Origin of the sequence: Saccharomonospora piscinae (genome assembly GCF_005862235.1) — a bacterium.
Taxonomy (GTDB): Bacteria; Actinomycetota; Actinomycetes; order Mycobacteriales; family Pseudonocardiaceae; genus Saccharomonospora; species Saccharomonospora piscinae.
In genome coordinates, this window is the sequence record NZ_VCEK01000001.1 from 392300 (window position 1) to 416385 (window position 24086).

Below are 24086 nucleotides of genomic sequence, written 5' to 3' on the forward strand. Positions count from 1 at the left end.
GCTAGTGGCTCACCGCCGGCCGACCGTCACGCAGGATCTCGAACTGGGTGTGCGGGTTGTTCGCGGGGCTGACGACCCTGTCGCCCCACGGGTCGATCGCGATCCGGTTCATGCCGTCCGGGGCGTACTCGACGACCAGCGCCTTGCGCGTCCAGTCCTGGGCGTTGCCGCCGGTCATGTGCGGGAGCAGGCCCGCGAACACCACCACGGAACCAGCTTTGACCGGAAGCGGGACCATCCCGGAGGGATCGGTGTCGAAGACCCAGTTCCCGGACTCGCCCTTCTCGTGTACCAGCGGTCCCACCCGGTGCGCCCCCGGCACCACCCACATGCACCCGGAGTCCTCGTTGGCGTCGGTGAGCGCGATCCAGGCGGTCACGACCTGACCGGGCCGGTCGACGAAGGTGTAGCCGGTGTCCTGGTGCCAGGGAAAGACCAGACAGGAGTGCGGGCTCTTGTACACCGACTGGTCCCAGTAGAGACGCACGTTCGGCCCGATGAGGTCGTACATCATGTGCTGCAACAGCGGCAACGCGATGAGCTCCCGCAGCCGGGCCGAATGGCGCGCGAGCTGGATGTTGAACGTCACTTTGCCCGCCTGGGTGATGGTCTTCTTGCCGCTCGCGTGTTTCGCGGACTCCACTCGCGCTTCCTCGAAGCGGTCGAGGTCCGCGACGACGTCCCGGAGAAACGCCTGGCTCAGTACGTCCTCCACGACGACGTAACCGTCCTGGTCGTACGCCTGCGCCTCCGCGTCGCTGAGCACACGCTTGCCTTTTCCGACCGAGCGCCACACGAAGTCCTCGTTCAAGGGGTGCCTGCGAAACGACGGCCAGAGCGTGGACTCGAGCCCGAACCGTTCCTGGCAGAACATGGCCCAGTCGGCGCGGGAGTCGTCGACGATCGAACGCCGCCCGCTCGCGGCGAACACCGCCAGATTCGAGTCCACAGTGGCCTGTGCCTGGTCGGGAATGATCCCGTCGTCGAAACCGAACTCGGCCGCCACCCGCGTACTCGGCTCCTCCCACGAGGGGAACTCACGGAGCTCGCCGAACGTCGTCCTGATTTCCCGAGTCATCTCGTCGCCTCCTCAGATCAGCGAACGCACGGCGTCGCTCAGTTGACCGACTGTCGGATTGTCGAAGATCAGCGCCACTTCGAGATCGGTGTGCAGTTCCTGGTTCAGGATCGCGATCATCCGGATCGCGTCGATCGAGTCGCCGCCCAGATCGAAGAAGTCGTCCTCGTCCCGGAACTGGGCGCCCTCGTCGAGCACCCGCTTCCAGATCCCCCGCACCAGCTCGGGCACGTGACACTCGGCGCCCCCGGTGCCCCCGGTGCCCGCGATCTCGGAGTTCGCACCGCCGGAGACCGCGTACTCGTCGGCCAGTGCGCGCAGCGCGGCCACGATGTCGGCCCGCTGGTCGGCCCGAATCGTGCCGAGAACGTGCGACAGGGCCCCGCCGAGGTCCCCAGCCGGCGACGGAGCCAGGTTGAGTGTCTCGGTCGGGCTGACGACCGCCCAGCGGTTCAACGCGAACACCGTAGCGCCGCCAGCGCCGCCAGCGCCGTCGTCGGGTTCCCGGCCACTTGTCCGGGCGATGACGAGCCGATCCGGCACATCCTTCGCACCGACCCTGCCTGCCAGGCCCACCATCCCCGTGGCCAGCAGCGCCACGGTGGCCTCGAAGGCGGTGTCGACATCGATCACCACCGCCGACGAGCCCAGTGAGGCCGGCTCTTCCTCCGCGAGGATCCGTGCGGACGCCCGGGCCTTCGAGACGAGAAAATCGAGCGGGCAGGACCGCCCGTCAAGGGCTACCTGCGCGGCACCGCGATCACCGACCGGCAGCGCGAGGCCGCGGACCAGCCGGGCCAACAGGTCCGGCTCGACCGCCGCGGGAGCGAACCGCTCCGCGAGGCCACCTCTCAGCCGCGCCAGGAGCCTGTCGCCCTCGTCCCGGGAGAGAAAGCCGTGGGCCGCGTCGAGGGACAGCTCGACCGCGCCATCCGCACGCTGGGTGAACGTCACGGCCAGCGGGAAGCGCACCACGTCGGTGGGCATCGACACCTCCTCCACCCGGTGCCCGCTCAGCGCGAAGGATTCGAGGTTGTCCCACGACACCGTCACCGTGGGGGTCTGCACCCGGCGGGTGACGTCGTGGAACACCTGCCGGAACGTGAGGGAACCGTGCTCGATCCCCGACATGATCGAGCTTTTCGCGGAAGGCGCGGACCCGTCGGTCGTCGAACCCATCCAGAACGGCACCAGAACGGCGCCACTGCCGTACTCCACCAACGACGGCCGAGCCGGGAACGCATACAGGTGGTGGCGCCCGAGCGTGTCATCGATGATTTCGGCTGCCGCGCGCAGCGCCTCGACGAAAGACGTCGACCGCTCGGCCCGCGCGTACGCCGCGAGACCCTCTCGCAGGCCGTCCGGCAGCGGCGCCGACACCCGGTATCCGCGCCGGTCAAGCGTGCGCGCGTCGAACCCGGCGTCGAACACCTCGTCCGGGAGGGCGGCCACCCAACCGTCCCAGTACGCGCGATCCCGGTCGCGGACATCCTTCTCGATCTGCGCCGCCGCCGGAATCCGCTGCACCTCGACCGGCCGGCCCGCGTAGCGCTGGGCCACGGACTCCAGCAGTTCGGCGAACCGCATGCCGTCCAGCACGATGTGTGAGGCCCGCAGGTTGACGAGCACCCCGTCACTGGAGCGCTGGCAGGTCATGCGCACACCGCAGCGCAACGCTGGGTCGAGCGGGAGATCGAAAGACTTCGCCTTGACCTCGGCCTCGAACGCCTCCGCCGACTCCGCGACACCGTCGAGCAGATGCCAGCTGCTCCGGTGCGCCTCACCGAAGGGTTCCACCCAGCCTCCGGCCCCATCCGGATCGAGGCGGAGGCGATACGCGGGTTGCGCCTCAAGCGCGTCGAGATAGGCCCGCCGCAGCCGATCGAGGTCGACCTCAGGGGAGATGCTGAACGTGCGCGCGATGACGTAGGCCTCGCGCGTCTGCGCGCCGAGCTGGCACGCGGCCCAGATCTCGCGGGCGGCTCGGCTGATCGTGACGGGAAACGACGGTCCCCGCACCACGGACTCCGCCACCCGCACGGGCACGGCACCCTTGCCCGCTTCGCCACCGGTACTCGCGCTCGAGTGGTCCATCCTCGGCGGGTCGGTCGAGGTGCCCGGAACGGCCTCCACCCGATCCGGCGCGGACGGCCGGTGGCCGTCCAGCCGGGCACGCAGCCTACCCAACGCCCGTACCGTGTCGCTCCACGCCGGGCCGTGCGGCAGGAAATCGACGAGACACGCGATCTCGGTCACGCCGAGCTGCGCCAGCCTGGCCGTCAGCGCGGGCCACTCGTCCTCCGCGCCCACCAGCGACAGCCCCGAACGCAAACGGTGCGCCGCCGTCCTCATCCGCGACTTCCACACGTCCGCCGAAACCGAGTCCGGGTCGTCATGGGTACTCCGGAACGTGGCGAACATGTAGCGCTCGAGCGCCTCCACGTTCCGTTCCTCCGAAGCACCGTCGGTCGACACGGCAGCGTGCACAAGAACCGTGACGTTCCCGCCGTCCGGGGAAAGCCCACCGTCGCGGCGCCCCTGCCGGTAACGTTCGAGGTTGCTGGTCAGCTGGTCGAGGTCCTGCTGAATCAGGTTGGTCAGCACACCACGGCCCTCTCGCCCCGCCTCGTAGAACGAGTCCGGCGAACCCACACACGCCTGCCAGAGACGAAGATCGCTCACCGGGCGGGGATGCAGGCGCACGTCAGCCCGCTCACCCGAGTGCCCCTCGACCGCCACAGCCTCGCCGCACCAGAGGCGCTCCAACTCCGACAGCCGCTTCCGGAAAAGCGCGCGACGTTCGGAATGCGGCGCGTCGGAGAGCACGAAGTCACGTCTCATCCAGCCCGACGCCACGCCGAGCCCGACCCGCCCACCGGAGGCGACGTCGACCATCGCCCAGTCCTCCGCCACCGACACCGCCGAATGCAACGGCAACACGCTGCTGCCCGCCCGGATGCCGAGACGCGACGTGCGGGCCGCGACCATCGCACCGAGCACGGCCGGGTTCGGCGAGAAACCGGCGAAGTCGTCGAAGTGCCGTTCCGGCAGCCACACGTTCGCCAGGCCCTCGGCCTCGGCGTGCTCGACCAGGTCGAGCAGCCGCGAGTAGACGTCGTTCTCACCGTTGGCCGCGAAACCGAACAGCGCCAGGCTGACCGCGGGCGACCGCTGGTCGAGCGCCTCGCTCCGGGGCTCTCCGCCGCCGGAGAGCCGCCTCGCCGCGCGGGCTACCGCGTCGAGGACGGCGGCGCGCACCGGCGAAGTGTGGGCGGGAGACAAAAAACAGTTCCCGGTCTCCGGGATCAGCACCCCTTCGGCGATCATCGCACGCCGGAACTCGTGGAATGCCTTCCCACCGTAGGCGAAACTCGTCGAACCGGCCGGGACGAACCGGAAGAACGAGCCGGTCCCCAGCACCCGCACGGCGATGTCGGCCTCGGCCAGAACCCGCGCGATCCCGGCGCGCAACTCGTCACCCGCGGCGTTGAGTTCGGCGAGCACGCTGTCCCCGTCCTCTGCCAGCCGGCCGAGCACAGCACGCGCCGCGACCACCGAGAGCGGGTGCTTGGCGTAGGTCCCGCCGGTGAACGACACCCTGTCGGGGTCGGCGCGGAGCTTCTCGGTCCACGGCCCACCGTCGATCAGATCCATGACCTCGGACCGCCCCGCCACGGCGGCCAACGGCAGACCAGCCGCCAGCGTCTTGCCGTAGGTGGCGAGATCCGCGCGGACACCGTAGAGCTCCTGGAAACCACGAACGTGGAAGCGGAACCCGGTCAGCACCTCGTCGAACACGAGAAGCGCGCCAGCCTGCTCGGTGAGCTCACGGGCCAGCCGCGCCAGGGGCCCGAGGTCGAGATCGGGCGACTGGTTCAACCGGGGCTCCATCACGACGGCCGCGACATCCTCGCCGTGCGCGGCCATGAAGTCGGTGAGGTGCTGCTCGCTCACCGGCAGGACCCGCACGTCCTCGGCCGCACCGGCGGAGACACCGGGAAACGAGGGGGCCGCGAGGTGTTCGCGGCGCTTGCCGGGGCGCGGGCTGAACAGCGTGGAGTCGGAATGGCCGTGGTAGGCGTTCTGCAGCAGGACGACGAGTGAGCGCCGGGTGTAGGCACGGGCGAGACGGACGGCCGTGAACACCGCCTCGGTTCCGGTGACGCAGAAGTTCACGCGATCCAACTGGGTGAGCTCACACAACAGCCGCGCCACGTCCGCGGTCTGCTCGACCTCCGCGCCGATGTGCAGTCCCCGCTCAAGCTGCTGCTGAACGGCGTCGCGGACGAAGCCGGGATTGTGCCCGAACAGATGGGCACCGTAACCCATCGTGAGATCGATGAGCTTGCGCTCGTCGACGTCCCACACATGAGCCCCGTCGGAGCGGGTGATCCAGATCGGATACGACGCCGCACGCTCGTCGTGCTCGCGCTGGGCGATCTTGCGGTTGTTGCACAGGCTGACCTGACTCCGCTCGCTGAGCCGGCGCGAAGCGGCCGTCGCGGCCGCGTACGGCACGCCCTGCGGGCGCTGCTGGGGCTCGGGCCGCGCCGCCGGAGTCGACACCGGGTCGCGGGTCGCCGCGTCCCGAGCCGGCTCGTCCGTGACCCGACGCTGCGCACTCGCGGGTGTGCCGTTCGCGTGTGCGGGAACGGGTTGGGTGTTGTTTTTCGGTTGGGACTCGGTGACCCATCGCGCGATCGCGCGGACTGTGACGATGTCTTCGAGGAGTTGCTGGACCGAGATATCGACACCGAACTTGGACTCGATCTCCCGCGACAACTCGACCAGCACGAGGGAGTCCGCTCCCAGGTCCAGCAACGGAACCGAACGGTTTATCGACCCCGCGTCCAGCTCCAGCAACCGCTCGCCAAGACCCGCCACAACATCCTCGACGGCGGGTTCGCCTCTCGCGGGTGTGCCGTTCGCGTGTGCGGGAACGGGTTGGGTGTTGTTTTTCGGTTGGGACTCGGTGACCCATCGCGCGATCGCGCGGACTGTGACGATGTCTTCGAGGAGTTGCTGGACCGAGATATCGACACCGAACTTGGACTCGATCTCCCGCGACAACTCGACCAGCACGAGGGAGTCCGCTCCCAGGTCCAGCAACGGAACCGAACGGTTTATCGACCCCGCGTCCAGCTCCAGCAACCGCTCGCCAAGACCCGCCACAACATCCTCGACCTGCAATCCAACCCCTCCAGTCGCGACGCTCACAGCGTGAACTGCCAAGGTCGCGAAATGCGGCCGCCCACGCTCGAACACCCCAGTGTGCCCGGTTCATCCGTCCTGCGAATCGGCCCCACAATAGCATCGGACACCGACTCGGGGAATGGATTGAGACGACTCCCCGGAACGACTCGGACCACTACTCCGAACCGGCGGGGAAAGATTAGACCGTTAGGACCTAGACGCGACCAAGCCAAGCCAGCAGAATAGCCCACCGTTCGGCACGACCGCCTTGCGGAGATACAAATCCACCAATATAACTATTGCGCGCAGCGCACCGACAAGCAATCCCTGTAATTGGGTTGGGCGACGTTCACACCGAGCTGCGGGAGACGATCGCGTGCGCGTTCGTCCCCGAAAGCCCGAGCGCACTGACTCCCACATTGATAATCGACTCGGGATAGTCGACATCACCGATCGCCGGCCGGATGTTGTGCGCCGCCCACGGGATCCTGTCACTGGGCTGCCCCGAGACCGCGCCGCCGGGCGGTCGCTGCAGCCGAAGCGTTTCCATGGCCACGACCAGTGAGAGCAGACCCGACGCCGCCTCGAGATGTCCGAAACGGGGCTTGTTCGACCCGACGAGCAGCGGTGCCGGACGATCCGCCGTCCGATAGGCCGCCGCGAGCGCGGCCATCTCGATGGGATCGCCGAGCGGGGTCCCCGTCCCGTGCGCTTCGACGTAGTCGACGTCGACACCGGCCAGCCCACTCATACGCAGTGCCCGCTCCACGACATCGCGCTGCGCGTCAGGATTGGGCACGGTCAACCCGGCCGTGCGGCCGTCGTGGTTGACGGCGCACTGCACCCGCCCGAGCGAACGCAGTTCCGAGCTCTCGGGGGCGAGGACCACGGCCACCACGCCTTCACCGATGGTGAACCCGTCGGCCGCCGCATCGAACGCACGACACTGGCCGGTGGGAGAAAGCGCCCCGGTGACCTGCCGGATCATCGTGCCGAACTCGCTGCGCACGAGGTGACTCCCGACGACGAGCGCAAGGTCGACCTCACCGGTCGCGAGTGCGGTGATGCCGTGCCGGAGCGCGACCAGCCCGGACGAACAGGTCGTGTCCACCTGCCAGCAGGGACCATGCAAGTCGAACGCGTAGGAGACCCGACCAGCGGCCGCGCCACGACTGTTCCCGATCCCGAGGTAGGAACGATTGCTGTCGGCGACCTGATCGACGTCGATGGTATGCACGAAGTCGGACTCGCCCATCCCGACGAACACACCGGTCTGGCTGCCCGCCAGCTCCTCCGGCCGAACACCGGCGTCACCCAGCGCACGCTCCACACAATCCAGAATCACAAGATGCTGCGGGTCCATCACCCGCGCCTGGCGCGGCGAGATCCGCAGCCGGACCGGATCGATCGCGAACTCGGCATCGTCGAACACCGTGGACCGATCGCCGGCACCAACGCTGTCGAAGTGAACCACGCCGATGTCCTCGCGACTGCGTACACCGCCCGGCAAAAACAGCGACGCTCCGACGACGTGTACGTCCAACTCTTGCCCTCCCTGCCCGACGGCTGCGCTCGTCAGCCGACGTGAGTGCCGTCCTCAACCCTGTTCCCGCGCCACCGACATCGCCGGACCAGACCAGTCCGACAACAACAGCCTGCTCTTGTCGAGCTTCCCGCTGAGCGTCAACGGGATGGTCTCGAGCACAACGAACTCACGCGGAATCGCCGACACGGGCAACGACTCCCGGAGGAAGCCGCGCAACGATCTCGGCTCCGGCGGTGCGCCCGGATCGGCGGCGACAAGGTGCGCTCGGAGCCCGGCATCCGCGTCGTAGCTGACAACCGCGTCGCGCACCGCCGGAGACCGCCGCAACGCCGCTTCCACCTCGCCCAGCTCAACCCGCTGCCCGTGAATCTTGACCTGACGGTCCTCCCGCCCGAGAAACTCCACGTCGCCACTGGCCAGCTTCCGGACCCTGTCACCGGTACGGAAGGCACGCGCGCAGGTACGCTCGCCCGGTGCGCGGTAACCGGCGGGCAGCGGCACGAAACGCGCCCGAGTCGCCGCGGGCGCGCCGATGTAGCCCAATGCCACACATTCACCCCACACCAGCAACTCGCCGGACTCACCCGGCGCCACCGCCCGAAGATCGGCATCCACCACCTCGACCGACACCCCGCCCAGCGGCCTGCCGAGCGGCACAGTCGCAGCGCCGCGGTGCTCCGTTCGACGGGAGTCGACAAGGTAGGTCAGCACCCCGACCGTGGTCTCGGTCGGACCATAGTGATTGAGTACCTCGCAGGCGCCAACAGCTTTCACCTGGTCGACAAGCTCCCAGGTCAACGGTTCGCCACCGAAGATCATCAGCTTGCGCGGCAGAACGTCGCCCGCACCCAGGCCCACATGCACCGAGACGTGCGACGGGGTGGACTTGAGCACATCGATCGAATGCGCGCGCACATAGTCCCCGAGCGCGAGCGGGTCCCGCATCGTCGCCCTGTCCACGAGGTGAACCACATCGCCGGAGACAAGCGCCGGAAAAATCGCGGTATGCCCAAGATCGGTCGCCAAGCTCGTCACGCTGGCACACGACAGCGCAGCGCCCTGAACCCTGACCCGGTCCAGGACCACGGACAGCCGCCTCGTGTAGTTGTCGAGCGCCCTGTGCGGGACCGCCACCGGCTTGGGTGTCCCCGTACTCCCCGACGTCGAGACCACGTAGGCGGCATCGTCCCGACCGGGCGAAGCCATCAGGGGCTCAGGCCCTCCGCCGGCCCCGAGCCGCACGACCGGCACGCCCTCGATCACCTCAGCCTCCGACTCGGCCACAAGCCGCGTCGCCAGCGACGCACGAAGCTGCGCCCGCTGCCGGGACACCGGCTCGTCCAGGTCGATGACCACGAACGGTGAACCCAGCCACAGGCACGCCAGCGCGGCGACGACCTGACCAGTACCACGAGCAAGCGCGATCGCCGTCACGTCACCGTCGAGCAACCCGTGACGCCGCATCTCGCCCGCGGCATCCGCGACCCGCCGGACAAGCATGGCGTAGGTCAGCGTCCCATCACCAGCGACCAACGCGGGACGATCAGGACACCACCGCGCGTTCTCCACCAGCTTCCGCGTGATCCATGCCATCACGCAAGAACCTACCGGCCTCCCCCACACCCCAGAAGGGCCAAAAGAGCGAGACTCAGAACCGGCCGGGCACACCGCGACGCTGCGGTGTGAGACACAACGGCAACGGGAACACTCATCCCACTGCCCCGGTTACCCCTGGTGGGGGCCACGCGGCCCCAAACCGCACCCGACATCGGCGGAGGAAACAACCCCATGACCCAGGTTCCGACCATCACGCTGAACACCGGCGCGGCCATGCCGCAACTCGGCTACGGCGTCTTCCAGGTACCGGCCGACGAGGTCGTCGAACCCGTCCTGACCGCACTGGAAGCCGGATACCGCAGCATCGACACCGCCGCCGTGTACGGCAACGAGGAAGGAGTCGGCCGGGCCATCGCGCAGTCCGACATCCCCCGCGAGGACCTGTTCGTCACCACCAAACTCTGGAACGACAGCCAGGGCTACGACAACACCCTCGCCGCATTCGACCAGAGCCTGCAACGCCTCGGACTCGACCACGTCGACCTCTACCTCATCCACTGGCCCGTCCCGGCCAAGGACCGCTACGTCGACACCTGGAAAGCCCTCGAGAAACTGCACGCCGACGGCCGCGCCAAGGCCATCGGGGTGTCCAACTTCCACATTCCCCACCTGCGGCGACTGCTCGCCGACACCGGCGTCGTGCCCGCCGTGAACCAGATCGAACTGCACCCCAACCTGCCCCAGGCCGACCTGCGCGCCTTCCACGCCGAACACGGCATCGCCACCGAGGCGTGGAGCCCCCTCGGCCAGGGCAAGGGCTTGCTCGACGACCCCACCCTGGGCTCACTCGCCGAGAAGTACGGCCGCACCCCCGCCCAGATCGTGCTCCGCTGGCACCTCGAACTGGGCAACATCACCATCCCGAAGTCCGTCACACCGTCCCGCATCCGCGAGAACCTCGACGTCTTCGACTTCGAACTCGCCGACGACGACGTCAAGGCCATCGCCGCCCTCGACAACGGCACGCGCGTCGGCCCTGACCCGGACACCCTCAACAGCTGAGCGACCGGTCCGGTGGGCCGAGGAGCTCACCGGACCGGCAACAGCCGCACACTGACCACGTACGACACCACCACCGCGACGATCACCAACGGCAACATCTCCGTGCCGTCGGACAGCACCACCAACGTCGCTAGCAGGACTGACACCAGCGGATATCGCAGCACGGCCACCGTCATTCCACCTACGCCCATCGCGACCGCCGGCAACGGCTCCAACCCCGGCAGCTCCGACAACAGCAGACCCAGCACCGCACCCAGGAACATCGCCGGGAAGATCGGGCCCCCTCGGAACGAACTCATCGAAACCGCGTAGGCCAGCCACTTCGCCACGAGCAACAACGCCAGCAGACCGGGCGAAAGCTCAAGAGCGCCGGTGACCAACGGCCCCAGCAACTGCTCACCGGAGAACAGCACCTCACCGGTGTTCCTGCCCGTGAGCACCGCGTACCCGGCCGCCAACGCACCCACCAGCCCCCCGGCCAACGCCGTGCCCAGCACGATCCGGCGCTGCAACCAGCCGCGCAACACCACCGCGCCACGCCGGACACCGGCCCCCAGCACCGCAGCCATCACGCCGATCACCAGAGCCCACCCGAACCCCGCCAGAGTCGGGCTGCCCACGCTCGGCAGATCAGGCACCACCAACGACGGTTTCGCCAGCCCGGTCACCGAGTCCAGCCCGAGGAAAATCAAAGCGCCGATCCCGGCGGCCAGCAACCCCGGCAACAGGACCACCGACGTCAAACCCGCACCCAGTCCCGCGATCTCCATAAGCAGGAACGCACCCACCAGCGGAGAACCCAGCAGGGTGCTGACAGCCGCGAAACTGCCCGCACCACCGATAACAGCCACGGCCCGCTTATCGGCACCGCGTCGGAGCAGCCGCAACGCCCAGGCAGCCAGACCCGCTCCCAACGCGATCAACGGAGCCTCGGGCCCAAGGACCGCACCGAAGGCCAGCGTCACCAGCGCGGCCACAACGATCCCGGGCAACTCCCGCGCCTCGGCCGGAGCACCGTGGGCGAACCCGTCCGCCGGCGACTGCCCACCACTCCCAGGCAGATACCGCACCACCAGCCCCACCAGTACACCGCCGACCACCAGCACCGGGAGCGGCCACCACACTGGCCCCTCGCCTATACCCAGCGCCTCAGGCAGAGGGCCGAACATCCAGTGCTGGGCATACAACGACAGTTCGAGGAACCCATAACAGACCAGCGCGATCGGCGCACCGAGCGCCCCGCAGAACAGCAGGATCGCCACGTACTCACGAGATCGCAGTAACGTCGACGGATCCTGCTCGGTGCCCGCGCCCTGCCCTCGCCCGCTGTCCGGGTCCACCCTCCACTTCCCTCCACAGAGCCTGCCGGTCGCTGACGTACCCGGCGACCCTCCACGCAAACAGGCGGCCCCGGAGCCGTCCACCCGTCCGAGATGCGATATGCCCACCAACCGGTAGCGTTCGACATGGCAAACCCACCACATCGAAAGCGGGTCATGTCCGTCTCACTCGCCCTGTTCACCCGCGACCTGCGCGTACACGACAACCCGATGCTGCACACCGCCGCCGACGCCGCCGACCATGTCATCCCCCTGTTCGTGCTCGACGACGCCATCCTGCGCACCGGATTCCCCAGCCCCAACCGCGCGGCGTTCCTCGTCGACTGCCTCACCGACCTCGACGCCACCCTGCGCGAACTCGGTGCCCGGTTGATCGTGCGCCGCGGCGACCCCGTCACCGAAGTACTGGACCTCGTCACCCACCACGCAATCACCGACGTACACCTCTCCGGCGACGTCAGCCGCTACGCCCGCCAACGCCAACGCCGCCTCGGCGACGCGCTGGACGAACACGGCGCACGACTACACCTCCACGACGACGTCATCACCGCCGTCGCCCCCGGCGCCGTCACCCCCACCGGAAACCGGGACCACTTCGCCGTCTTCACCCCGTACCTGCGGCGATGGACCGAACTCCCCAAGCGGACCCCGCTCCCGCCCCCGCACCGGCTGCGACTACCCCCGCGCGTCACCGCACACGCCCTGCCCGACCCCGGAGCCATCAGCCGCGGCAGCACCGCACCGGACCTGCCCGGCGGCGGAGAGACCACCGGACGCGACCTGCTCGGCACCTGGCTACGCGACGACGTCACCGGCTACGCCGACGGCCACGACGACCTCGCGGGTGACCGCACCTCGCGGCTCTCGCCGCACCTGCACTTCGGCACCGTCTCCGCCACCGAGGCCGCCCACCGCGCGGGACGTTCCGCCGGGGCAAGGGAGTTCGTGAGCCAGCTCGCCTGGCGCGACTTCCACCACCAGGTCCTCGCCGCCCGCCCGGCCTGCTCCACCCACGACTACCGCTCCCGCGGCGACCGCTGGCGGCACGCCCCCGACGAACTCCGTGCCTGGCAGGAAGGCCGCACCGGCTACCCCGTCGTGGACGCCGGGATGCGCCAGCTACTGCGGGAAGGCTGGATGCACAACCGCGCCCGCCTCATCACCGCCAGCTTCCTCACCAAAACCCTCTACCTCGACTGGCGCGAAGGCGCACGGCACTTCCTGCGGCACCTCACCGACGGCGACATCGCCAACAACCAGCTCAACTGGCAGTGGGTCGCCGGCACCGGCACCGACACCCGACCCAACCGGGTACTCAACCCCCTCCGGCAGGCCGATCGCTACGATCCGCGCGGCGACTACGTGCGCCGCTACCTGCCCGAGCTCCGCGACATCCCGGGACCCGAGGTCCACCGGCCGTGGACGCTGCCCGACCACCAACGTCGGGAACTCGACTACCCCGATCCGATCGTCGACCTCGCCGAGGGCCGCGAGCGCTTCCTCGCCGCGCGAGGCTGACCGGTTCTTTTGCTTGTTTATTGGTGGTGGGTGGATGTGGCTGGTTGCTGAGTGGGCCTCTCCAAGCCCGAGCGTATAGGGCGTTATACATCTGAGTGGTCATCGCGCCGGATCGACGTGGATCTTCGGGCCCCGGCCCGCCCCTTCGGGACGCCGCCCCGCCAGCACCGCACCGATCTCCCCGAGCCCGACCGTGGCGGCGACCAGCGGTCGAGGGTCGACCAGACCACCCGCATAAGCGGCGACGGTGTCCCCCAGCTCCGGCGAGGCCGACAGGACACCGACCGCGGCCACGTCCTTCAACACCAGTGATCGCGTGTCGACCACACTGGGCGAGCCGGCCAGTCCGATGTAAACCACCCTGCCGCCCGGTTCCACCACCTCCACCGCCAGCGCGGGAAGGTGGGGCGCGTTCGCGGCGTCCACCACGGCGTCGAACGGCAGCTCCGGCAACGCCTCCTCGGTCCAGACGTGCTCGAACCCCAGCGCCATCGCGAACTCCAGCGACCCGGCGGTCACGCCCAGCAGATGCACCTCGGCACCCTTCGCACGGGCGAACATCGCCACGAGCAGCCCGATCGTGCCCGGCCCCATGACCAGCACCCGGCCCCCCGGCTCCACCGCCGCGGCGCGCACCGCGCGCAGCGCGTTGCCACCCGGCTCGACCAGGGCTCCCAGCGTGGCATCGACCTCCCCCGGCAGCACGTGCAGGGAACTCACCGGCACCGCGAGTCGTTCGGCCAGCGCACCCGGCCGTCCACCGCGGATTCCGACCTCCTGCCGGTTCTCGCACACGTGCTGCCGCCCCCGCAGGCAACGGCGGCACCGCCCGTCGCCCAGCATCGTGTCTCCCGTGACACGGCGCCCCAGCCACGTCGCGGGCACCCCCTCCCCCACGGCGAGCACGGTGCCCGCCCACTCGTGCCCGAGGCGCATCGGATACGCGGCGTGCCCCTGGTGCAGGTAGGCCATCTCGCCGGTGAAGAACTCGACGTCCGTGCCGCACACCCCGACCCGCTCGACCCCGACCACCACCTCGCCCGGGCCCGCCACGGGAACGGGAACCTCGCGCACCTCGGCCGCACCCGGCGCGGTCAGCACGAACGCCCGCATGGTCCCGCGCTCGCCCGGCATACTCACCGGCCGCCGCCCAGACCGACCAGACCGCCCAGCCCCGCCCTGATCTCGTCCACCGCGTCGACCAGCGCGCTCAGCGGTGTGCGGTACGCCAGAGCGCTGACGCTCACCGCGCCCGACGGCACGGTCGCCGAGGTCACGTGGACCGGCACCGCGAGGCAGTTCACCCCGAACTCGTTCTCCTGATCGTCGAGCGCGTACCCCCGCCACCGTGTCCGTTCCAGTTCGCGGTGCAGCTCGTCGGCCGCCGTCACCGTCCGCGCGGTCCTCGCCTCCAGCGGCGCGGATCGTACCCAGGCCCGGACCGCGTCCTCACTGTCGAGCCGGTACGCCAGCAGCAGCTTGCCGACCGCCGTGCTGTGAGCGGGGTTGCGCCCGCCGACCGTCGACGTCAGCCGCACGGCACCCCGGGGCGGTTCCACCTTCGCCCGGTACACGACCTCCCTGCCCGGCATACCGGAGCCCGCGACGTCGAGCACGGCGTAGTGGGCCGCCTCGCCGAACCGCGCCGCCAGCGATTCGAGCACCGGCCGCACGCGCAGGTGCTCGGGCCGCGCCTCGTGATGGAAGAAGGCCATGCGCAGGAACTCGTCCCCGAGCAGGTAGTGACCCCGCGCGTCGCGGTCGGCCAGCCCAGCGCGGCACAACGACGACAGTGCCCTGTGGACGGTCGGCTTCGGGCTGCCGATCGCGCGGGTCAGCTCGTCGAGCCCGGCACCGTCGGGGAAGCGCGCGAGTATCTTGAGCACGGCGAGAACGCGGTCCGACCCCACCAGTCTGCCGTCGTCGCGTCGCGGAATCACATCCACGGAATCCGGGACGGGGGCTGTCGCCCCGCCGCTCCGATGCGTATGCTCCATGATGTTTCGCATAGTAGACCAGCGTGCCGGTTATCGGAAGAAGGTGCTGCGATGGGTGCGCTCCGCCCGCTTCGAAGCGCGCAGTGGTACGGCGGCGAGCACCGCAACGCCTACATCCACCGCGCCTGGATGCGCCGCGGCGCGCCCTCCGACGCCTTCACCGGCCGACCGCAGATCGCCATCGCCAACACCGCGTCCGACCTCACCCCCTGCAACGCCCACCTGCGCGAGGTCGCCGCCTCGGTCCGCGACGGCGTGTACGAGGCCGGTGGGGTTCCGCTCGAACTGCCCGTGATGTCACTCGGCGAGACACAGGTGCGCCCCACCGCCATGTTGTGGCGCAATCTGGCGGCGATGGCCACCGAGGAGATGCTGCGCGCCAACCCCGTCGACGGCGTCGTCCTGCTCGGCGGCTGCGACAAGACCATTCCCTCGCTGCTGATGGCAGCGGCCTCGGTGGACCTGCCCGCGGTGGTCCTTCCCGGCGGCCCGATGCTCACCGGCACCTTCCGCGGCACGCCGCTCGGCTGCGGCACCGACGTGTGGCGCCTGTCCGAGGAGGTCAGGGCGGGCACCCTGTCGCAGGAGGAGTTCACGCGCTCCGAATCGGCCATGATCCGCAGCAGGGGACACTGCAACACGATGGGCACCGCCTCCACGATGGCACTGGTGTCGGAGGCACTGGGCACGGTCCTGCCCGGAGTCGCCGGAACACCGGCACCGGACAGCAGGCTGCTCGAGGCCGCCCACGGCACCGGCAGGCTGGCCGTCGACCTGGTCCACGCGGACCGGCGGCCGAGCACCCTGCTGACCAGGGCGTCCTTCCGCAACGCCATCGTGGCGCTGTCCGCTGTCGGCGGCTCGACCAACGCGGTCATGCACCTGCTGGCCGTCGCCGGGCGGCTCGGGATCGACCTCACCCTCGACGACATCGACCGCCTCGGCTCCCGCGTCCCCGTGCTGGTGGACCTGCTGCCCGCGGGCCGCTTCCTCATGGACGACCTCCACCGCGCCGGTGGACTGCTCGCCGTCCTGCGGCAGGTCCGCGACCTGCTCGACCCCGAAGCTCTCACCGTCACCGGACACCCACTCGTCGACTACCTCGACGACCGCGAGATCTGGGACGAGGAGGTCATCCGGCCCCGCTCCCGGCCCCTGGTCGAGGAAGGCGGCATCGCCGTGCTGCGGGGCAGCCTCGCCCCGGACGGCGCCGTCGTCAAACCCGCCGCGGCCTCCCCGCACCTGCTGCGCCACCGTGGCAGAGCGGTGGTGTTCGACAGCATCGAGGACTTCCACGCCCGCATCGACGACCCCGCTCTGGACGTCGACGCCGACTCCGTGCTCGTGCTGCGCGGCTGCGGCCCGAAGGGCTATCCGGGTATGCCCGAGGTCGCGAACATGCCGCTGCCCTCCACACTGCTCGAACAGGGTGTGCGCGACATGGTGCGGATCTGCGACGGGCGAATGAGCGGCACCGCGTACGGCACCGTCGTCCTGCACGTCGCCCCCGAGGCCGCGGCGGGTGGCCCACTCGCGCTGGTCCGAACCGGCGACGTCGTCAGCCTCGACGTTCCCGCGCGGCGCCTCGACCTCGACGTCGACGCCGACGAGCTCGCGCGGCGAACCCCCAGTACGGCCACCACGGCCGGCTTCGCCGCCCCGCACCGGGGCTGGCAACGCCTCTACGTCGACCATGTCCGCCAGGCCGACACCGGAGCCGATCTGGACTTCCTGCTGGGATCCAGCGGTTCGGAGGTGACCCGTGAATCGCACTGACAGCCGTTCCGGCCAGCCCGGCTCGCTCCCCGGCGCCGACCCCGGGCTCGTGGCGACGTTGGAGGCCGCCGTGCCCGGCGCCGTCGCGGCCCGCGACACCGACCGGCTCGCGTTCGCCCACGACGCCTCGCACTACCTGCTGGTGCCACGCGCCGTCGTCACACCGCGCGACGCCAGCCAACTGGCAGGGCTTCTGCGCACCAGCGCGGCACACGGCCTGCCCCTGACGTTCCGCTCGGGCGGCACCAGCCTGTCCGGGCAGGCCACCGGCGACGGGCTGCTGGTCGACACCCGCAGGCACTTCCGCGACATCGACGTCCTCGACGACGGCGCCCGCGTACGGGTTCAGCCCGGCGCCACCGTCCGCGCCGTCAACGCCCGGCTCGCCCGCCACGGGCGCAAACTGGGGCCCGATCCCGCCAGCGAGACCGCCTGCACCATCGGCGGCGTCGTCGCGAACAACTCCAGCGGCATGGCCTGCGGCACCGAGCACAACACCTACCGCACGCTCGAATCCGCCGTGCTCGTGCTGCCTTCCGGCACCGTGCTGGACACCGGAGCCCCCGACGCCGACGACCGGTTGAAGGCACTGGAACCGGAGATCCACGCCGGGTTGCTCCGGCTGCGCGACCGCGTGCGCGGCGACCCCGCCTCCGTCGAGGCCATCCGGCGCCTGTATTCGCTGAAGAACACCATGGGCTACGGCGTCAACTCCTTCGTCGACCACACCCGCCCCGTCGACATCCTGACCCACCTCGTGATCGGCAGCGAGGGCACGCTCGCCTTCGTCGCCGAGGCCACCTTCCGCACCGTCGCGTCCCACCCGCACGCGGCCACCGGGCTGCTGACCTTTCCCGACCTCGCCGCGGCGACCGGCGCGCTTCCCGAACTCGTCGCCGCAGGCTTCACCACGGTCGAACTGCTCGACGCCACGAGCCTGCGGGTCGCCCAGCGCTCGCCGCAGGTCACCGCCCAGCTGCGGGACCTGCGGGTGCAGGAGCACGCGGCGCTACTCGTCGAGTACCAGGAACCGACCGTCGAGCAACGCGACCAGCGCGTCGCCGACGCGAAGCCCCTGCTCACGTCACTGCCACTGGCCACCGACGGCAGCCTCAGCAGCGACAGCGACACCCGCGCGGCGCTCTGGCACATCCGCAAGGGCCTCTACGCCGCCGTGGCCGGTGCCCGGCCGTCCGGCACCACTGCGCTGCTGGAGGACATCGCCGTCCCCGTCGACCGGCTCCTGCCGACCTGCCGGACGCTGACCGGGTTGTTCGACAGCCACGGCTACACCGACGGCGTGATCTTCGGCCACGCCAGGGACGGCAACATCCACTTCCTGCTCAACGAGAACTTCGACCGGCCCGAGCAACTACGCCGCTACCTCGCCTTCACCGACGAACTGGTCGACCTCGTCCTCGGCGAGGGCGGGACGCTGAAGGCCGAACACGGCACCGGGCGCATGATGGCGCCGTACGTGCGCCGCCAGTACGGCGACGAACTGTACGACGTGATGCGGGAGACCAAGCGGCTGCTCGACCCACACGGTCTGCTCAACCCGGGCATCATGCTCACCGACGACGACACCGTCCACATCAGCCACCTCAAGTCCACACCCACGGTCGAGAGCGAGGTCGACCGCTGCGTCGAGTGCGGGTACTGCGAACCCGTCTGCCCCAGCCAGGACCTCACCACCTCTCCCCGCAGGCGCATCGTGCTCCGGCGCGAGATCGCCCGCGCCAGGACCGAGGGCGACACCGACCTCGCCGACCGGCTCGAGCGGGATTACCAGTACGACGCCCTCGACACCTGCGCGGTCGACGGACTCTGCCGCACCGCGTGCCCCGTGCTCATCGACACCGGCGACCTCACCCGCCGGTTACGCGCCGAGCAACGGGGCCGAGCCGAGCAGGCGGTCTGGACCTCGGCGGCCCGGCACTGGGACGGGGTCACCCGCGCGGCGGCCGGTGCGCTCGACCTCGCGCACGCCGTGCCCGACGCCCTACCGGCCACCGCCACCCGGGCGGGCCGGGCACTGCTGGGCGACGAAACGGTGCCAGCCTGGACACCGGACCTGCCGGGCGGAGGAACACGGCGACAGCCCCGGCCGTCGGCCCACCCGCGCGCGGTGTACCTGCCAGCATGCCTGTCGACGATGTTCGCCTCCGCCGACGACGGCCCGGGAGTCCGCGACGCGTTCCTGGCGCTCTGCGACCGCGCAGGGATCGAGGTCAGGGTGCCCGGCCAGATCGCATCGCTGTGCTGCGGCACACCGTGGAAGTCCAAGGGCCTGAACAGCGGCTACGACACCATGCGCGACCGGGTCCTGCCCGCCGTGCGCGACGCGACCGACGGCGGGGCGCTGCCCGTGGTGGTCGACGCGACCTCCTGCACCGAGGGCTTCACACTGATGCTCGCCGACGAGGGCATCGAGGTGATCGACGCCGTGGCGTTCACCGACGCGCAACTGCTGCCGCTGCTGCCGGACGCGCGGCGCGTCCCGTCCGTCGTACTCCACCCGACCTGCTCGTCGACCCAGCTAGGGCTCAACCCGGCGCTGGAGCGCGTCGCGTCGGCCGCGGCGCACAAGGTCATCGTGCCCGACGACTGGAGTTGCTGCGCCTTCGCGGGTGACCGGGGGTTGCTGCACCCCGAACTCACGGCGTCGGCCACCGCCGCCGAGGCAAGCGCCGTGCGAGAGCACGACGCCACGGCCCACGTATCCGTCAACCGAACCTGCGAACTGGGCATGACCAGAGCCACCGGCCGCCCCTACCGGCACGTCCTCGAACTACTGGAAGAAACGACCCGCCCCAAGTAAGCCGTGTCCGCAGCCTGCGTAGCCGTGTCCGCAGCCTGCGTAGCCGTGTCCGCAGCCTGCGTAGCCGTGTCCGCATCGCAGGATGCGGACATGACTACTGCGACCGTCGCCCACTGAGCTGCAGCCCTGGATCGTAGTTCCGGTCCGAAGGGTTGGTGGAAAAGGCTGCCGGTCGGCTCGTCAGCTCAGTGAGGCGCTCGTGATGGAACGCCAACTGGGTAAGTCGCGCGTCGAGCCGCGCGAGCTGGTCCCGCAACAGTGGATCGAGACACGGCTCCACGTCGCCACTACCCCTGCAAGCACACGCCAGAATCTCTGCGATCACGTGCGTGGGCAGCCCCGCATCCAGCAGTCTGCGGATGCGGCCGACAGGCTCGATGTCGGATTCGTCGTAGCGGCGCTGCCCGGAACTAGTCCGCGCGGGCGCGAGCAGATTCTGCTCTTCGCAATAGCGCAACAGTCGCGCGCTGACACCGGTAGCTGCCGCGACAGCCCCGATCGGCAGTGCCGGAACAAAGTCGGCGCATTGGCGGACGCGGTGAAGGCGGGCAAGGTGCGGGCTGTCGGCCTCTCCGAGGTGACAGCCGAACAGGTGGACGCCGCGCGCGAAGTGATGCCGGTGACCGCCGTGCAGAACCATGACAATCTCGTCGACCGAGCTCACGAGGATGTCCTGGACGCCACAGGAAAGCACGACACAGCCTTCGTCCCGTTTTTCCCGCTGTCTTTTGACGCCGATGCCGTTCCGGCTCTCGCGGACGTCGCACGCGAGGTGGGTACCACATCCGGCGACCACGTGAGGGAGAACGTCGAGGCGCTCGACATCGAATTGAGCGCGGACCTGCTGGCACGGCTCACACCCTGATGAGTTGCGCCAGCAACCCCGGTAGGCGTGTCCGCATCGTGCGACGCGGACACGCCTACCGGAACTGCGGACACGACGACGCCACGTGCGGACACGACTACGTGGGCTGCGGACACGAATCACGGCATAGGGTTGCCCGCTTCCTCCAGGAGGATCTGCACCGCCTCGTCGTTGCGGCGGGTCTCCGGTTCGATCACCTCGTCGGGCGGGTAGAAGCCGTCGAGACCGCCCCCACTCGCGGGATACATCTCGAACGTCAGGCTCAGAATCCCGTGCTCACCCCACATCCAGTCGTTGACCGAACCATCGGTGATGTACAGGTCGCTCGACTGTTGCGGCGTGTAGCCGTTGCTGGCGGCCATGGCCGTGCCGACGTCCTGGAAGCGCTGCGCCTGCTCGCGCGTCATGTCCGGGGCGGTGTCGGCGTAGGTGTAGCCGAAGGGCCACAGCACCAGCTCCGAGTACGTGTGGAAGTCGATGTGCGCGGTGATCTGCTGCTCACCACCGACGACCCGCGAGTCGACGAACGCGGCGAGCGCGGCCGTCTCCGGCGCGGAGAACGCCGACGTGCCCCGGTAGGTATCGCTGGAGGGCCAGCTACTGGACCCGCCACAGCAGCCCCACTGATAACCCCAGTTCCGGTTCAGATCCGTTCCGCTGCCATCGCGATTCTTACGCCAACCGTGGTAGTAGCCGCCGGAAATGTCGTACTCCGCGCCGTCGGGGTTCACCGTCGGAACGACGAGTATCTCCCGGGTGTCGACCAATTCCGTGACCACCGGATCGCTTCCGTAGCCGTCGGTGAACCGTTCGACGATTCGCAGGCACATTTCGGTCGTGAGGTGCTCGCGGGCATGCTGATTGCAGGTGAAGAGAACCTCGGGCTCGTCCTCGTCCTGCGCGACGTTGTCGCTGATCTTCAGCAGGTGCAGGGCGCGGCCCTCGTGCGAGTCGCCCACACTCGACAGGGACGCGATGTCGCCGTGCTCGGCCACGACCCTTTCCAGTTCCTCGGTCACCTCGGCGTAGGTGTGGTAGTCCTCGTCGCCTGCCGGAAAGTCGTTCGCTGAGGTCCGCACATCGGGATTGCGCTCGGCCAGCAGTTCCTCGACCCCGCCGAGTTCGGTGAGGGTCAGTCCTTTCGCTCGCGCCGCACTCGCCTCGGCGGGGTCGGCGATCAGCGTCACCGTTCCGTCGCGCACACCGAGTACATCGGCACCGGAACGCGCGAGAGCCGTTCTGTCCTCCGCGCTGGTTCCACTGATCTCGTAGACCGTCCTGTCGTCGGATGGTTGCGCGCTCGTCGTCGCGGAAAGGGGCACGATCAGCGCCATTCCCGCGACGACGGCCGCGATTCGCCGTGTGTTTCCCATCCATTCAGAGTGACGAGGCGTGATTGTCCGAACAACCCGCCGAAAGTCGGGACACCAGGCTTTCGGGCGGACGTCCGATTGTTAGAAGGCCAGTTGGCCACCGATCTTGACGTTCCTGTCTGAATGGTGCAGCACGACATAGAACTTGGTGCCGTCAAGCACATCGGAGGCCAGCACCGTCCACCCGCTCCCGAGCTCAGGCACGCGCTTCGGGGATCCACAATACGGATCGCCCCAGGTGGGAAGGAAGCACACGACGGCGTAATGGAGGGTCCGAGTTGGACCCGACCGCCGCGTCGTCCTGATGTTGATGTCGTTGCAGCGACTGCTCGCCGTATAGGTCCCGGATGACGGAACCCGCAGTTCTGGCGATGTCTGCGTCCACTGCACCGCCCCGCCGTAGCAGGTCGCCGCCGCTGTCACCTCCCCCGATTCCCCCGACGCCGACGGCACCGCCGCCGCGCTCCCCGCACCCGTCGCGAGCAGTAACAGCGCCCCCGACAGCACCGTGGCCGCCCTCGCCCGCAGCTTCGTCTTCATCCGCTCCCCCTCGCTGACACGGATCGAGTCGATCCCCTGACCACCCAACCCTGCACCCGCGAGCGGACACCCCGCGTCGGGCGAACGCCCGACACACCGACATTCCGTGCCCGGCTGGATCAGACCAGCGTGCGCAGCCACTCGTCGAACGTGGTCGGCGCGAGGCGGGCTCCCTCGCCGGGCAGCAGCACCTCGCCCGCCATCGTCGCGTCGAACACACCCGACCAGGTGGGCACCAGCCGCACGTCACGGCCGAGCGCCTGGTGCGTACGCCGCGCCATGTCCACCAGATCCTGGGTCTCCGGACCCGCGACGTCGGTGTAGCGGCCCTGTGGCTCGCCGACGACCAGTTCGGCCAGGATCTCGCCCACGTCGGCCGGAGCGATGGGCTGCACGAGCAGCGGCGCGATCGCGGCGACCCCGTCCTGTTCGGTCCATCCCGCCACCATGGCGGCGAAGTCGTGGAACTGCGTGACGGGCACGATGGTCCACGGCACCGGGCCCTCACCGACCAGTCGTTCCTGCGCCCGCTTTCCGGCGTAGTGCGCGTTGCCGTCGACGTCGTGGATGCCGACGATCGACAGCAGCACGTGGTGCCGCACGCCGGCCCTGGCCTCGGCCGCGAGCAGGTTCCGCGTGGTGGCACCGAAGTACTCCGCCGTCGCGGCGGCGTCGCCCACGGGTGCGTTGGTCGCGTCGACGACGGCGTCGACGCCGTTCAGCGCGGCGTCCAGCCCCTCCCCGCTCACGAGATCCACGCCGAGCGAGCGGCTGATCCGTACGACCTCGTGGCCGTGGCGTTCGAGTACGGCGGCCGTGTGGGATCCGATGTTCCCTGTCGCTCCCGCGACGGCGACTCGCATGACTGTCTCCTTCTGTGCTGGACGGGACACCGGCACACTATCGAGGATAAAATAGGTCCGCAATATCGTTGTTAGACTGGGTGGTGTGAAACTGCCACTGAGCACGGAATGGGTGTTGCACTGCGCGACGGCGCTGGCGCAGCTCGAGCCGCACACCGCCGTGTCCACGGCCCAGTTCGCGGAGCACTACGACATCCCGGCTCCGTACCTCGCCAAGCAGTTGAAGGCACTCGTGAAGGCCGGTGTGCTGAGCGCCGCCCCGGGACCCCGTGGTGGTTTCCGGCTGGCCAGAGCGCCCGAGGCCATCACGCTGCTGGAGATCGTGGAGGCGGTCGACGGCTCCGCCGCGCCGTACGAGTGCCACGAGATCCGCCAACGCGGGCGCGGCGCTCTGGCGCCGGAGGAGTGCCGCCGCACCTGTGTGCTCGCCGTGCGGATGGCCGAGGCTCACGACGCGTGGCGCCGCAGCCTCGCCGCCGTGTCGCTCGCCGACGTCGTGGCCGACATCCCGCCCGACGCGCCCGCGCGCACGCGCGCTCTGCTCGCCGGCTCGTGAC

At 69.5% G+C, this 24086-nt stretch carries 17 protein-coding genes; 6 read left to right on the forward strand and 11 right to left on the reverse strand.

Annotated elements, in window-relative coordinates; translation table 11 throughout:
• Window position 1 precedes the first annotated feature (1 nt).
• The 4 genes from FFT09_RS01855 to FFT09_RS01875 form a co-directional block, all read right to left on the reverse strand.
• The gene (locus tag FFT09_RS01855) at window positions 2-1078 is read right to left on the reverse strand and encodes a phytanoyl-CoA dioxygenase family protein (RefSeq protein WP_081190092.1); all 1077 of its coding nucleotides are present in this window, start codon (window positions 1076-1078) and stop codon (window positions 2-4) included.
• Window positions 1079-1090: 12 nt separating this feature from the next.
• Complete coding sequence (locus FFT09_RS01860; RefSeq protein WP_167305316.1) at window positions 1091-6250, reverse strand: MupA/Atu3671 family FMN-dependent luciferase-like monooxygenase; 5160 nt, start codon at window positions 6248-6250, stop codon at window positions 1091-1093.
• A gap of 370 nt (window positions 6251-6620) precedes the next feature.
• On the reverse strand, window positions 6621-7814 hold the full coding sequence (locus tag FFT09_RS22815; protein ID WP_167305317.1) for a beta-ketoacyl [acyl carrier protein] synthase domain-containing protein: 1194 nt from the start codon (window positions 7812-7814) through the stop codon (window positions 6621-6623).
• A gap of 54 nt (window positions 7815-7868) precedes the next feature.
• Window positions 7869-9485, reverse strand: a complete 1617-nt coding sequence (locus FFT09_RS01875; protein ID WP_138381631.1) for an amino acid adenylation domain-containing protein — start codon at window positions 9483-9485, stop codon at window positions 7869-7871.
• A 120-nt stretch (window positions 9486-9605) separates the two neighbouring features.
• Between FFT09_RS01875 and FFT09_RS01880 the strand changes: the two genes are divergently transcribed.
• The gene (locus FFT09_RS01880) at window positions 9606-10436 is read left to right on the forward strand and encodes an aldo/keto reductase (protein ID WP_081190088.1); all 831 of its coding nucleotides are present in this window, start codon (window positions 9606-9608) and stop codon (window positions 10434-10436) included.
• 26 nt (window positions 10437-10462) lie between these two features.
• Here the strand turns inward: FFT09_RS01880 and FFT09_RS01885 are convergent, their stop codons facing one another.
• Window positions 10463-11776 carry a chloride channel protein gene (locus FFT09_RS01885; RefSeq protein ID WP_244231150.1) on the reverse strand — a complete coding sequence of 438 codons (1314 nt, stop codon included), beginning with the start codon at window positions 11774-11776 and terminating at the stop codon, window positions 10463-10465.
• 156 nt (window positions 11777-11932) lie between these two features.
• On the opposite strand from FFT09_RS01885, the gene FFT09_RS01890 reads away from it, so the two are divergent.
• Window positions 11933-13294: a cryptochrome/photolyase family protein gene (locus tag FFT09_RS01890; RefSeq protein ID WP_081190086.1), complete on the forward strand. Its 1362-nt coding sequence runs from the start codon at window positions 11933-11935 to the stop codon at window positions 13292-13294.
• Between the two features lie 99 nt (window positions 13295-13393).
• On the opposite strand, the gene FFT09_RS01895 is transcribed toward FFT09_RS01890, so the two are convergent.
• Together FFT09_RS01895 and FFT09_RS01900 are read right to left on the reverse strand one after the other, a co-directional pair.
• Window positions 13394-14428, reverse strand: a complete 1035-nt coding sequence (locus FFT09_RS01895; protein WP_244231152.1) for a zinc-dependent alcohol dehydrogenase — start codon at window positions 14426-14428, stop codon at window positions 13394-13396.
• A 2-nt stretch (window positions 14429-14430) separates the two neighbouring features.
• The gene (locus tag FFT09_RS01900) at window positions 14431-15240 is read right to left on the reverse strand and encodes an IclR family transcriptional regulator (RefSeq protein ID WP_244231155.1); all 810 of its coding nucleotides are present in this window, start codon (window positions 15238-15240) and stop codon (window positions 14431-14433) included.
• 102 nt (window positions 15241-15342) lie between these two features.
• Between FFT09_RS01900 and FFT09_RS01905 the strand changes: the two genes are divergently transcribed.
• Window positions 15343-17067, forward strand: a complete 1725-nt coding sequence (locus tag FFT09_RS01905) for an IlvD/Edd family dehydratase (protein WP_138381633.1) — start codon at window positions 15343-15345, stop codon at window positions 17065-17067.
• On the forward strand, window positions 17054-19888 hold the full coding sequence (locus FFT09_RS01910; protein WP_138381634.1) for an FAD-binding and (Fe-S)-binding domain-containing protein: 2835 nt from the start codon (window positions 17054-17056) through the stop codon (window positions 19886-19888). Before FFT09_RS01905 ends, FFT09_RS01910 begins: the two co-directional genes overlap by 14 nt.
• A gap of 94 nt (window positions 19889-19982) precedes the next feature.
• Here the strand turns inward: FFT09_RS01910 and FFT09_RS01915 are convergent, their stop codons facing one another.
• Window positions 19983-20345: a MerR family transcriptional regulator gene (locus tag FFT09_RS01915; protein ID WP_279631006.1), complete on the reverse strand. Its 363-nt coding sequence runs from the start codon at window positions 20343-20345 to the stop codon at window positions 19983-19985.
• On the opposite strand from FFT09_RS01915, the gene FFT09_RS01920 reads away from it, so the two are divergent.
• Window positions 20337-20753 carry an aldo/keto reductase gene (locus FFT09_RS01920; protein WP_279631011.1) on the forward strand — a complete coding sequence of 139 codons (417 nt, stop codon included), beginning with the start codon at window positions 20337-20339 and terminating at the stop codon, window positions 20751-20753. The genes FFT09_RS01915 and FFT09_RS01920 overlap by 9 nt on opposite strands.
• 119 nt (window positions 20754-20872) lie before the next feature.
• Here the strand turns inward: FFT09_RS01920 and FFT09_RS01925 are convergent, their stop codons facing one another.
• From FFT09_RS01925 to FFT09_RS01935, 3 genes are all read right to left on the reverse strand, one after another.
• Complete coding sequence (locus FFT09_RS01925; RefSeq protein WP_138381635.1) at window positions 20873-22126, reverse strand: M14 family metallopeptidase; 1254 nt, start codon at window positions 22124-22126, stop codon at window positions 20873-20875.
• 81 nt (window positions 22127-22207) lie between these two features.
• Window positions 22208-22666 (reverse strand): hypothetical protein, encoded by a 459-nt coding sequence (locus tag FFT09_RS01930; RefSeq protein WP_138381636.1) that lies wholly within the window; start codon window positions 22664-22666, stop codon window positions 22208-22210.
• 119 nt (window positions 22667-22785) lie between these two features.
• Window positions 22786-23529, reverse strand: a complete 744-nt coding sequence (locus FFT09_RS01935; RefSeq protein WP_138381637.1) for an SDR family oxidoreductase — start codon at window positions 23527-23529, stop codon at window positions 22786-22788.
• An 85-nt stretch (window positions 23530-23614) separates the two neighbouring features.
• On the opposite strand from FFT09_RS01935, the gene FFT09_RS01940 reads away from it, so the two are divergent.
• Complete coding sequence (locus tag FFT09_RS01940) at window positions 23615-24085, forward strand: RrF2 family transcriptional regulator (protein WP_024873992.1); 471 nt, start codon at window positions 23615-23617, stop codon at window positions 24083-24085.
• The last annotated feature ends 1 nt before the right edge of the window (window position 24086 follow it).

Coding starts and splice junctions, on each gene's coding strand:
- FFT09_RS01935 (WP_138381637.1), bottom strand. CDS start 23,529: ATGCGAGTCGCCGTCGCGGGAGCGACAGGGAACATCGGATCCCACACG.
- FFT09_RS01855 (WP_081190092.1), bottom strand. CDS start 1,078: ATGACTCGGGAAATCAGGACGACGTTCGGCGAGCTCCGTGAGTTCCCC.
- FFT09_RS01930 (WP_138381636.1), bottom strand. CDS start 22,666: ATGAAGACGAAGCTGCGGGCGAGGGCGGCCACGGTGCTGTCGGGGGCG.
- FFT09_RS01895 (WP_244231152.1), bottom strand. CDS start 14,428: ATGCCGGGCGAGCGCGGGACCATGCGGGCGTTCGTGCTGACCGCGCCG.
- FFT09_RS01905 (WP_138381633.1), top strand. CDS start 15,343: ATGGGTGCGCTCCGCCCGCTTCGAAGCGCGCAGTGGTACGGCGGCGAG.
- FFT09_RS01880 (WP_081190088.1), top strand. CDS start 9,606: ATGACCCAGGTTCCGACCATCACGCTGAACACCGGCGCGGCCATGCCG.
- FFT09_RS01925 (WP_138381635.1), bottom strand. CDS start 22,126: ATGGGAAACACACGGCGAATCGCGGCCGTCGTCGCGGGAATGGCGCTG.
- FFT09_RS01890 (WP_081190086.1), top strand. CDS start 11,933: ATGTCCGTCTCACTCGCCCTGTTCACCCGCGACCTGCGCGTACACGAC.